8 protein-coding genes and 1 riboswitch are annotated in these 12,103 nt (G+C 61.0%); of the genes, 3 read left to right on the forward strand and 5 right to left on the reverse strand.

The window, feature by feature from the left end; translation table 11 throughout:
• Positions 1 to 32: 32 nt before the first annotated feature.
• The 5 genes from DK870_RS06105 to DK870_RS06125 all read right to left on the reverse strand — a co-directional run bounded on the left by DK870_RS06105 (position 33) and on the right by DK870_RS06125 (position 9,057).
• Positions 33 to 2,762 (reverse strand): LuxR C-terminal-related transcriptional regulator, encoded by a 2,730-nt coding sequence (locus DK870_RS06105; protein WP_161548256.1) that lies wholly within the window; start codon positions 2,760 to 2,762, stop codon positions 33 to 35.
• A gap of 249 nt (positions 2,763 to 3,011) precedes the next feature.
• Positions 3,012 to 4,376, reverse strand: coding sequence for a DUF1329 domain-containing protein (locus tag DK870_RS06110; RefSeq protein WP_161548257.1), 1,365 nt, complete (start codon positions 4,374 to 4,376; stop codon positions 3,012 to 3,014).
• A 29-nt stretch (positions 4,377 to 4,405) separates the two neighbouring features.
• Positions 4,406 to 6,265, reverse strand: a complete 1,860-nt coding sequence (locus DK870_RS06115; protein WP_161548258.1) for a DUF1302 domain-containing protein — start codon at positions 6,263 to 6,265, stop codon at positions 4,406 to 4,408.
• Positions 6,266 to 6,599: 334 nt separating this feature from the next.
• On the reverse strand, positions 6,600 to 8,282 hold the full coding sequence (locus DK870_RS06120; protein ID WP_104995533.1) for a fatty acid--CoA ligase: 1,683 nt from the start codon (positions 8,280 to 8,282) through the stop codon (positions 6,600 to 6,602).
• A gap of 142 nt (positions 8,283 to 8,424) precedes the next feature.
• A complete protein-coding gene (locus DK870_RS06125) occupies positions 8,425 to 9,057 on the reverse strand; it encodes a LysE family translocator (protein WP_060754975.1) in 633 nt (210 codons plus the stop codon).
• A gap of 86 nt (positions 9,058 to 9,143) precedes the next feature.
• On the opposite strand from DK870_RS06125, the gene DK870_RS06130 reads away from it, so the two are divergent.
• The 3 genes from DK870_RS06130 (at position 9,144) to DK870_RS06140 (ending at position 11,980) form a co-directional block, all read left to right on the forward strand.
• Entirely contained in the window at positions 9,144 to 10,106 is a 963-nt protein-coding gene (locus DK870_RS06130; RefSeq protein WP_161548259.1) for a 2-hydroxyacid dehydrogenase, read from the forward strand.
• Positions 10,107 to 10,136: 30 nt separating this feature from the next.
• Entirely contained in the window at positions 10,137 to 11,135 is a 999-nt protein-coding gene (locus DK870_RS06135; protein WP_104995531.1) for a class I SAM-dependent methyltransferase, read from the forward strand.
• A 51-nt stretch (positions 11,136 to 11,186) separates the two neighbouring features.
• Positions 11,187 to 11,306: riboswitch (yybP-ykoY riboswitch) on the forward strand.
• 89 nt (positions 11,307 to 11,395) lie between these two features.
• Entirely contained in the window at positions 11,396 to 11,980 is a 585-nt protein-coding gene (locus tag DK870_RS06140; protein ID WP_016978300.1) for a TMEM165/GDT1 family protein, read from the forward strand.
• Positions 11,981 to 12,103: the final 123 nt, after the last annotated feature.

Here is a 12,103-nt window from a genome sequence, read left to right on the forward strand (position 1 = left end):
CCGGCGCATCCTTGCATACACGGGGCGAAGCGCTAACCAATCAACCCCAACTCCTGCGCCCGTGCCACCGCCTGAGTACGCCGCTCGACCCCCAGTTTGCTGTTGATGTGGCTGGCGTGGGTCTTGACGGTGTGCAGTGAAATAAACAGCTGATTGCTGATTTCCTGATTCGAACACCCCTGCGCGATCAATTGCAGGACCGCCCGCTCTCGGGCGCTCAGGGTTTCGTGAGCAGGCGAAGTTCCGGCCGGCACCACCACGGGAAGCAGCGCCAGCAAACTCTGGTTCAACAGGCCATGGGGGTCCCTGCCAAGTTGTTCGCGCATCCAGTCCGGGTAGTTTTCCAGCAAGCGCTGGAACGGTTGCAGCGCACCGCCCGCTCCGGCTTCCAAGGCTTGGACGAGGATGGACCGGGCCTTGGCTTCCTGGCCGCACTCCAGTAACAAGTGCGCCTGCTGGGTCAGCGCCATCAGCGCGATCATCTGGCGCCCATCGTTATGAGCTTGCTGCGCCAACGCTTCAAGCCGTCGCAGTGAAGCCTCGGATTGATGGCGCGTTGCGTCCAGCGCGGCCTGCTGCAGCTCGATATGTTGCGGCAAGTGTGGATGAAACTCCGGCGCTGCGGCCGCGTGCTCGCCGTTGTAGGTCTGCCCCAGGCGGGTCAGCCAGGCATCGGCCAGGTCAGTGCGCCCCTGGATCAGCCACAGCTCACATTTGATCAGCGTGATCATCGCCAGATAGTAGATGGGTGGAACATCCCAGATATGCATCAGGCGCTCGGCCTCGGCCAGCTCGGCAAACGCCTTGGGGAAATCCCCACGTCGCCCTTCGAAGTTGGCGATCACGCAATGCCCGATCAATACGCTGATATCCCGACAGGCACGGGCTTCCGCCAGCCCGGCACGCAACCGTGCGAGGCCGGCTTCGGGCTGGAAACGCACCAGCAGCAGGTAACCTTCATACAACGACAGCCGCGCACGCACGGCATACAACCGTTGTGGCGCCAGGTCATGCAGGCGCTGCAAGCCCTGGCGCACTTCATCGAGCGAGCGCAAGATCTCGCCACGCGCCTGCAGTACCCGCGCCCGGTCGTAATGAGCCAGTGCTTCAAACAGGGGGTTGCCGACGCGTTGCGCAAGCTCCAGGGACTCTCGATTCAAGCCCCGGGCACGCCATAGGTCGGCATCGACGATGGCCAGGTTGGAGAGGGTCGACAGGCACATCAGGCGCTGGCCGTAGCGCTTGTGCGGCAGGCTTTCCAACGCCTCGCTGCAATAACGTTGAGTCGATTCGCGATCTCCGCGGCCACGGGCAATGATGCCGCTCAGCGCCAACCATTGGGCGAGCATGGATTTCTGTGCGGTCGCTGACGGCGCCGGCAGGAAGCGGCTGAGGTAGCTGGATAACTCTTCGGCCGCGTCCAGTTGGCAGGCCAGGCCCAAGGCCCAGCTATACAACACGATCAAGCGTGGCGTGCTGATCAACAGGCTGTCGGGCAAGTCCATCTTCCAGCGCAGCAGCATGCCCACGTTCTGCTCGGCCAGCAGTTGCTCTTCAGACAGGTTTTGCACCAGGTTCGCCGCCACATCGAGATGGCCGGCCCGCAGTGCCTGCTCGACCGCCTCATCGATCAGGCCCTGGGCGTTGAACCACCGGCAGGCGCGCAGGTGAAGGCTGGCCAAGGGCAATGTGGCGCTCTTGGCGCGACGCGTACGCAGCAGGTCGGAAAACAGATGGTGGTAGCGATACCAATGCCCCTGCTCGTCCAAAGGCACCAGGAAGACTTGATGAGCCAGCAGGTAGCGCAGGATTTCACCACTGTCATGGGCTTCGCGTACGGCATCGCATAGCTCGCTGCAAAAACGATCCTGAGGCGCCGTGTCATACAAAAATGCTTGCACCTCCACCGGCAGGCAGTCGATGACCTCCTCCAGCAGGTAATCCCGGATCAGCCCTTCCCCGCCGTGCAGGCTTTGCGGCAGCGCACCTTCGTTGCCGGCTTCGGACGCCGCCAGCAGCCAGAAACGCAGGCCGGCGACCCAACCTTCGCTGCGGCGAATCAGGTTATCCAGGGCCTCACCGCGCAATGAGCTGCTATGGCGGTCCAGCACTGCCAGGGACTCGTCATGAGTCAGGCGCAAGTCCTGTTCATGCAATTCCAGCAGGTGCCGTGACAAGCGCAATCGCGCCAGGTGCCAATCCGGACGCTGGCGACTGGTGACCAACACCACCAGGCCGTCAGGCAAATGATTGAGGAAGAATTGCAGGCAACGATCCAGCACCGGCCCCTGGGCCAAGTGGTAGTCATCCAGTACCAGCAATAAAGGCGTCTGCGTGGACAGGTAGCCCGTCAGCTCATCCAGCAAACCATCCAGCCACTCCTCGAAAGCAAAGGGCTGATGGCGTTGGCGCATTTTCAGCAGGCCGAGGGACTGGGCACCGAGCTGCGGGAAGTATTGCTGCAAACCGTCGAGCAGGCGCTCAAGAAATCGACCAGGGTCGCTGTCCCGTGGGCTCAACCCCAGCCACAGACTTTGCCAATGCGTCGGCAGGGCCTGGCAGAACTCGACCGCCAACGAGCTTTTGCCGAACCCGGCCGGCGCGCTGACCAGCAGCAATCGCCCCTCCAACCCGGCGCTCAAACGTTCGCACAAGCGCGGTCGCAGCACGTAGCCGTCAGGCAGCGGCGGCCTGTAGAAGCGCGCTTCCAGCGTCGGAATCGCTGCGCTCGCAGGCCCTTGGATTCGGGACAGATCAGTCATCGCCGGGCTCTTGTAGAAGGCTGTTGTCGGCATTGCAGATGTCCGCAGACTAGCGGTAAAAGCGGCGGGGTTGTAGATCTTTGCAACATTTACCTGAAAAAGAACTGCGACAAAAAATGTGGGAGGGGCCTGATGCCAGTCAGTTAAATGGTGGGTAGAACACATCATCTGTAGTGAGCGGCAGGTTCTCTTGACTGAGTAGCATTAGGGAGGGGGCAGCCCCCTCCCACACTGGAACCTTGTTGCCGCTTAGCGCACACCGTCCTGGCGCAGGGCCGCTGGAGTGAAGTCGCTGGTGGTGGCGGTGAAGCCGAAGTCATACGCCTGCTTCTCTTCGTTTTTCATGCCCAGCGCCAGGTAGCGGCCGGACTGCAGGTCGTAGAGGGTTTCCAGGGCATACCACGGCACTTGCTTGTCGTAGTAGTTCTCGGCATGGGCTTCGGCGACGCGCCACAGCTGACCACGGCCGTCATAGTGGTCGATCACGGCCGCTTGCCAGGTATCTTCGTCGATGAAGAAGTCACGCTTGGCATAGATGTGGCGCTGGCCTTCCTTCAAGGTGGCGACCACATGCCAGACGCGACGCAGCTCGTAGCGTGCCAGGTCCTGGTTGATGTGACCGGCCTTGATGATGTCGGCGTATTTGAGCTTGGGATCGTCGACCTTGTAGCTGTTGGAGGCGATGTAGAGTTCTTTCTTGCCTTCCAGTTTCCAGTCGTAGCGGTCCGGCGCGCCGTTGTACATGTCGAGGTTGTCGGAAGTGCGCAGGCCATCGGCGGCAGTGCCCGGCCCGTCATAGGACACTTGCGGCGCCCGACGCACGCGACGCTGACCCGCATTGTAGACCCACGCCGAACGCGGTTCCTTCACCTGGTCCAGGGTTTCGTGCACCAGCAGCACGCCACCGGCCAGACGCGCCGGCGCGGTCACTTGCTGCTTGAAGTAGAACAGCACGTTGCCTGGGTTTTTCGGATCAAAGTCTTTCATCTTGTCGCGGAACACGAACTGATCGCGGAAATACACCAGGCTGTACGAACCGTTGGTTTGCGGCGTGGCCTGGGTTACCAGGCGGGTCACGCTGCCGCCCCGATAGCGGGTAATGTGGTTCCAGATGACTTCCACGCCGCTTTTTGGAATCGGGAACGGCACCGCGGTTTCGAAGTTCTCCAAACCGTTGCCGCCGGAAACCAGGCTGGTGTGCGTGGCATTCTTCTTGATGGCTGCAAACACATCCGCCGGCACGGTCGCGCCGCGATGGGTCGGGTACACCGGCATCTTGAAGGTGTCCGGGTAGCGCTTGAACATCGCGTACTGCCCGGGTGCCAGCTTGTCTTTGTACTGTTCAACGTTGGCTGCGGTGATGGTGAACTGCGGTTGTTCGTTGGCGTAGGGGTTGGCCAGGAAACCACGCGCATCCACGGCACCGGCATTGGTGGGCAGCGGCGACCATTTCGGAATGGTGCCCGCCGCGTTACCGGCCATTTCAGCGCCCATCGGGGTCAGGCTCGTGCCCAGCTTGGCGGCTTCATCCGCCGATACCGCCGCTATGACATTGCTCGCCAGGATCGACAGCCCCAGCACACCCACGTGCAACAGACTTTTTGTTATTTGCATATTCTGGTCTTCCTGAAAATACAGTGTGCTTAGAAGTTGGCGCCGACGCTCAGGGCGATGAAGTCGCGGTCATCCACCGTGCTGAACTTGCCACCAAAGAAGTTGGTGTAGGCCAGGCTGGCGGTATAAGTATTCTGGTACTCGGCATCCAGGCCCAGGCTGACTGCCTTGCGACCTTCTTCGAAGTTACCGCCGGGGCCGGGTGAATACCCCTTGACGTCATGCGACCAAGCCACGTTTGGCTTGAGGTTGACGCCCGCGAACACGTCCGGGTACTCCCAGATGGCTCGGGCGCGGTAGCCCCAGGACGTGGCTGTGGTGTAGCCGTCGTTGTTGCAGTTGGTGTTCAGGCCAGCGGCATTGGGCAGGCCCGCCCCCGTCGCGGTGGAATTGTTGAGCGCATTGCAGAAGCCACCCGGCAAGCTGCCAGGGCCGAAGACCGGATCGCGGCCATAGCGGGCTTGTGATTTGCTTTCCAGCCCCCCGACATGGGTCACCCCGATCTCACCGACGGTGGTCAGGCGGCTGGCGCCCATGACTTGGTCGAAGAAGTGCGTGAAGGTGGTCTGGAACTGCGTCACTTCCTTACGGTTGTAACCATGCAGGTCCTGGCCCGGCGTACCTTTGAGCACGGATGCGTTGCCAAAGCCAGGGATCGGCGTGACACCAGCGTACAGGATATCGGTGGTGCTCAATTGCACGGGAGCGTTTGGACGGTAGCTCAGTTCACCACTCCAGGCCGTGCCTGTCGGCAACGTGGTCGAGAAGCTCAAACCGTACAGGCGGATATCTTCCGGGTACTCGACGAAGTAGTTGGAACTGCCGGCCACGATCAATGGACGCAAGGCAGCCAGAGGCCCCAGAGGGCGGGTGTAAGCCGACGAAGGAGCGCCTTGTGCACTGAAGATCGGCGCGCGGCTGTGGTAATTCATGAAGTACGCGCCGAACTCGGTATCCAGCGGCTCGAAGTTGTAGTGCATGGCCACGCCGAATTGGCCGCTGTCGCGGGCATCCCGGTCCGGACCGCGACGTACCAGTACGCCTTCGTTGTTGACGTCCACACCCAGGGCATTGAGCGTCGGCAACGCAGCGCCCGGGATGGTCGAACGCTTGTTGAGGACACGCAGGTTGTTGTCACAGCCATCGGAAATCACGTCGGGCTGGGAGAAGTACGTGCCGCAGTTATCGGTCACCGTCTGGTCCCACTCCAGCTGATAAAACGCCTCAGCCGACAAGTTATCCGTCAATGATTGCGACACATAAAACATGTTGACCGGAATCAAGCCTTCCTTGATCTCGGCGCCCGGACGACGGAATGCGGACACGTCGATCGGGTTGATGGAGTTGATGCCGCCGCCGATGAAGGTACTTTCACCCCAGCTCACCACCTGCTTGCCGAAACGCACGTTGCCCGGCAAATCGGCGATGTTGTAGTTGTGGTAAATGAATGCATCGAGGATCTGCCCGCCGGAGGACTTGGCGCCTTCCTTGCGGTTGTTGTCGCTGATGTCCTTGAACGGACGGCTTTCGTCCTTGAGTTCGAAGTCGTACCAGTACTTGCCGCGCACAAACACGCCGGTGTCGCCGTATTTCAGTTCCAGGTCGTGGATGCCCTTGAAGATCTTCGAGAACGTTTCACCGCGCTTGAAGTTCAAGTGGCCGTCATCGGAGGTCTGGGACAACCCCTTGCCGCCGTTGTTGGCACCGATCAGGTCTCGGTTAGGCTTGGCTGTCGACCAGCTCGCCCCCACGGAAAGCGACGAGTCAAAGCTCCCTTCGACTTCACCGATATTGAAACTGACGCCGAATGCGGGCCCGGCGAGCGTAGAAGCGAGACTGACGGCCAGAGGCAATCTCGCCCGGCGCCAGAACTGGTTTACTGAGGTCATCGACGCTACTCCATGTGCATTATTGTTATGGCAGTGAGTTCTTTCCTACAGATGCATGTAACGGCCGGGATACAACGATCCCAATGCCGCACGGCACCCGAGCCCCCATGGCCCGAAGCGGAGCATCCGTGAATAACTCTGGAAGGGACTATAGCCAGCAGGGGGGGAGCGCTTGATCCCTCTAAAGTGTGATTTGCATCACCAACCCGTCTGCCACAACCCTTTCGCCACACCGACGAAGATCGGCGTGGCAAGGATGGCTGAAAATCGATAAATCACAAGTGAAGGCTTGAGATAGAGCATTGCCGCGCCCGAGCGGGCGCGGCGAAGGGCGTCACAGGGTCGACAGGAACGTACTGTTGTTGGCCTGCCATTCGATGATGTCGATACGGATACGTTTTTTGTCGAGTTTTCCTACGCTGGTCTTGGGAATTTCAGTAACAACCGCGATCTGGCTTGGAATGGCCCACTTGCTCAAGTGGCCCAGTTCGACAAAAGGCTTGAGATGTTCCTTGAGCTCACGCGCACCTATCACATGGCCATCACGCACGACCAGCAACGCAAACGGGCGCTCGCCCCACTGCGGATCGGCGATGCCTACCACTGCTACTTCACGTACCGCCGGGTGACGGCTGACCAGGTCTTCAAGCGCCAGGGAGGAGATCCATTCGCCCCCCGTCTTGATCACGTCCTTGATGCGATCGCGGATATCAATCACCCCGAAGGCGTCCAGGGTCGCCACGTCACCGGTGTGCATCCAGCCGCCGGCCCACAGCTCGGCGCCCTTCTGCGGCTCATTGAAATAGCCTTCGCTGAGCCAAGGGGCGCGCAACACTAGCTCGCCCTGGGATTCGCCATCGGCGGGCAGGAAATTGCCGTCATCATCGATAATCGCCGCTTCCACCAACGGCCCGGGCACGCCGGCCTTGATGCGGTAGGTGGTGCGCTCATCTTCACTGCCGGCCATCAGCTCTTCATTGAGGTGGGCACAGGACACCAGCGGCCCGGTCTCGGACATGCCGTACGCGGCGGTCAGTTGAATGCCCCGCGCCTTGGAGGCGTCATACAACGAGCGATTCAGCGCACTGCCGCCGATGACGATTTTCCAACCGCCGAAATCCACGCCCTGGGCGGCCTTGGCGTTGAGCACCATTTGCAGGATGGTCGGCACGCAGTGCGAGAAGGTGACTTTTTCCTTGCGCCACAGCTCCACCAGGTATTCCGGGTCGTAGCGGCCGGGATAGACCTGTTTGAGCCCCAGCATGGTGGCTACATAGGGCAGGCCCCAGGCGTGTACATGGAACATCGGCGTGATCGGCATGTACACATCGTTGGTGCCCAGCAGGCGCACGCTGTCGACGCTGCCCATGATGGTTGCCACACCCATGGTGTGCAGCACCAGTTGGCGATGAGTGAAGTACACACCTTTGGGGTTGCCGGTGGTGCCAGTGGTGTAGAAGGTGGTCGCGACCGAGTTTTCGTCGAAGTCCTGGAAGTCGTACTTCGGGCTGGCGGCCGCCAGCAGGCTTTCATACTCGCCCACCAGGTTCGGCAGCTCGGCGGTTTGGGCGTCACCATCGGTGAGCAGCAGGGTCTTGTCGACGGTGGTGAGGTGCCCGGCGATCGCCTGGTAAAGCCCCACGAACTCGCTGTTGACCAACACAAAGCGGTCTTCGGCGTGGTTCATGGTGTAGAGGATCTGCTCCGGCGACAGGCGCACGTTAATGGTGTGGATCACCGCACCGATCATCGGGATAGCGAACATGCACTCCAGGTACCGGTGGCTGTCCCAATCCATGACCGCCACGGTGTCACCGGCCTTGACGCCGGCTTCGGTCAATACGTTGGCCAGCCGCGCGACCCGTTCGATCAAGGTCGGGTAGGTATAACGCAGCTTGTCACGGTAGATGATTTCCCGGGTTTTCTCGTAACGGGTGCCGGACATCAACAGGCGTTTGATCAACAGCGGGTACTGGTACGCACCTTCGGCGGGCGGGATAACGCGGGTCTGCAACATACTAATCCCTTATCTGACTGCACGGTCTTGGCTTGAAGACCTGCACTTTAGAGAGCTTATGTGTCAGCTAAATCAGCCAAAGGAATGATTTGCAGACCCCGGCGAATGCTAGCTTTAAGCCAGCACCCGGCAACTGAAAAACTCATTTCATGCTGGTAAAGGCCAACTTCACACCGATAGCGATCAGTACCGCACCCATGGTGCGGTCGAACCAGTGGCCCATCCGCGCAAACCCGGCACGCACGCGCTGCTGGCTGAACAACATCGCCACCAGGCAGAACCACAGCGCCGTCGCCACCGCCAGGTACACGCCGTAACCCGCTTGAATGGCCAGCGGCGTCTGCGGGTTGATCACCACAGTGAACAAGGAGAGGAAAAACAGGGTGGCCTTGGGGTTCAAGCCGTTGGTCACGAAACCTGCGGTAAATGCGCCACGCGGGGTGCGTTCGCCAGCTTCGCGGTGCAACTCGCCTTCGGCGGCAGGCTTGGCCGGCTGCGCACGCAATGCCTTGAAACCGATGTACAGCAGATACGCGGCGGCCGCCCATTTCAGCGCGTTGAACAGCACGATGGACTGCGACACGATCAAGCCGATGCCGAGCAACGAGTAACCCACGTGCAGGAAAATCGCCGAGCCGACGCCCAGCGCCGTCCACGTCCCGGCGCGGCGGCCATGGGTCACACTTTCGCGCACGACCACGGCGAAATCCGGGCCGGGGCTGGCCACTGCCAACAGGTGAATCAGCGCTACGGTCAAAAACTCGGCGACGTACATGCTTACTCCATTAAGTAACTGATTATTTCATCTGATAGGCTCGGCAGATTACGCCTTCGAACCTCGTCACAAAAGGTACAGTTGAGATGAACAATCGCCGCGCCGTCTTCCTTGATCACTCCTCTCTGGACTTGGGCGACCTCGACCTCGGCGAGTTGCGCAACAGCTTCAGCGAGCTGCAGCTGTTTACGGATACCACGCCACAGAATGTGCTTGAGCGCGTGCAAAACGCCCAGGTGGTGATCAGCAACAAGATCGTGCTCAACGCCGAAACCCTGGCGGCCTGCCCTGAACTGGAACTGATCCTGGTATCGGCCACCGGCACCAACAACGTCGACCTCGCCGCCGCCCGCGCCCATGGCATTACCGTGAGCAACTGCCAGGGCTACGGCACACCGTCGGTGGCGCAGCACACGATCATGTTGCTGCTCAACCTGGCGACACGCTTGAAGGACTATCAACGCGATGTGGCGGCCGGCAAATGGCAGCAAGCCAAGCAGTTCTGCCTGCTGGACTACCCCATCGTCGAGCTGGAAGGCAAAACCCTCGGCCTGCTCGGCCATGGCGAACTGGGCGGCGCCGTGGCACGCCTGGCGCAAGCCTTCGGCATGCGCGTGGTGCTCGGCGCGATTCCCGGACGCCCTGCCCGCGCCGACCGCGTGCCGCTGGATGAGTTGCTCGCACAGGTCGACGCACTGACCTTGCACTGCCCGCTCAATGAACACACCCGCGACTTTATCGGCGCCCGCGAACTGGCATTGCTCAAGCCCGGCGCCTTTATCGTCAATACCGCGCGCGGTGGCCTGATCAATGAACAGGCGCTGGCAGACGCGCTGCGCAGCGACCACCTGGGCGGCGCAGCCACCGATGTGCTGAGTGTCGAGCCGCCGGTGCAGGGTAACCCGCTGCTGGCAGGCGACATTCCTCGATTGATCGTCACGCCGCACAATGCCTGGGGCAGCCGCGAAGCTCGACAGCGGATCGTCGGCCAATTGGTGGAAAACGCCCAAGGCTTTTTCAACGGCGCCCCGTTGCGCGTCGTCAATTGATAAACTGCGCCCCTTTTCAAGGAGCAGACCATGGATCCGCGCAGTGAAGTACTGCTTCGTCAGGCCGAACTTTTTCAAGGCAACCTGCTGCTGGTCGGCTTGCCTGCCGACGACCTGCTGGGCCGCCTGCCCAACGCCCACGGTTGGTGCTGGCATGCCGGCGACCAGGCCGCGCTCGATGCACGCTTCCCCGAGCGCAGCCAGTTCGGTGTGAACGTGCCCGAGCGCTCGTTCGACGCGGCAGTGATCTTCCTGCCCAAGTCCAAGGACCTCACCGACTACCTGCTCAACGCCGTGGCCGCACGCCTGCCCGGCGCCGAGCTGTTTCTGGTCGGGGAGAAAAAAGGCGGTATCGAAAGTGCCGCCAAACAGATGATCCCCTTCGGCAAACCGCGCAAGCTCGATAGCGCACGGCATTGCCAACTGTGGCAGGTCACCGTGGCCAATGCCCCGCAAGCGGTCGAGCTGGAAAGCCTGGCGCAGGTGTTCGACGTACCGCTGGCCGAAGGGCCGCTCAAGGTCGTGAGCCTGCCGGGCGTGTTCAGCCACGGGCGCCTGGATCGCGGCACCGAGCTGTTGCTGGAGCATCTGGACAAGCTGCCTGGCGGTCACTTGCTCGACTTTGGTTGCGGCGCCGGTGTGCTGGGGGCGGCCGTCAAGCGGCGCTACCCGCACAACAGCGTCACGTTGCTGGACGTGGACGCATTTGCCGCTGCCAGCAGTCGCCTGACATTGGCTGCCAATGGCCTGGAAGCCGAGGTGTTGACCGGTGATGGTATCGACGCCGCACCGATGGGTTTGAACGCAATCCTGAGCAACCCACCGTTCCATGTCGGGGTGCATACCGATTATTTCGCCACCGAGAACCTGCTGCGAAAAGCCGCGAAACACCTGGCAAAAGGCGGCGAACTCCGGCTAGTTGCCAACAGCTTCCTGAAGTATCAGCCGCTGATCGAAGAGCATCTTGGGGTCTGTGCGATCAAGGCCGAAGGCAACGGCTTTCGCATTTACCGTGCCAAGCGCGGCTGACGGGCGTTTGAAAAAGAACGCTTGCCGAATGGATTTTGCCTAGGCAGAATCCGCTCCGTCCTAGGGGAGTAGTCTCCCACGAGCGTCACGCTCGTCCGGCATACGTCAACATACTTGGTCAGCAGGCCATGGCGTATGCGACCCAGGAGTCCGCACAGACGGACCGGGGTTTGACAAGACCTATGACACGCACACCTTACCCGGGGCGGGAAGGCTGTACGTGTCATAGCCGTGTCGACCCGCCCCTGGAAGCCTACCTGATGCTGGATTCATTACTCGTTCCTACCGCAATCGTTGCCTTGGCCGAAATCGGCGACAAGACGCAACTGCTCGCGCTCATCCTCGCCGCACGCTTTCGCAAGCCCTGGCCGATCATCGCCGGTATCGTCGCCGCGACCCTGGCCAACCATGCGGCCGCCGGTGCCGTGGGGGCCTGGTTCGGTAGTTTCTTCTCGGATGCGGTGCTGCACTGGATCCTGGCGGCGAGCTTCTGCGCCACCGCGCTGTGGACGCTGGTGCCGGACAAGCTCGACGATGACGAAGCCAGTACCACACGCAAGTTCGGGCCATTCCTGACCACGTTGATCGCATTCTTCCTCGCCGAAATCGGCGACAAGACGCAGATCGCCACGGTGATGCTGGCGGCGCAGTATCCGGAGTTGTGGCTGGTGATCATCGGCACCACCCTGGGCATGCTGATTGCCAACGTGCCGGTCGTATTGGCGGGGAACTTTGCAGCCGAGAAGCTGCCGCTGACCTTGATTCGTCGACTGGCGGCTTCGGCGTTTTTCATCCTGGCGATCGTGGCGGTGTACAAGGCCATGCAAAGCAGCGGTTGGATCTGAGGCTGTAAACCCCAACCCATTGTGGGAGGGGGCTTGCTCCCGATAGCAGTATTTCAGTCGGTATATATGTTGACTGATTCACCGCCATCGGGAGCAAGCCCCCTCCCACACTTGGATCTTCAC

The sequence above is a fragment of the Pseudomonas sp. Q1 genome (genome assembly GCF_009935975.1).
In the GTDB taxonomy this organism is placed as follows: Bacteria; Pseudomonadota; Gammaproteobacteria; order Pseudomonadales; family Pseudomonadaceae; genus Aquipseudomonas; species Aquipseudomonas palleroniana.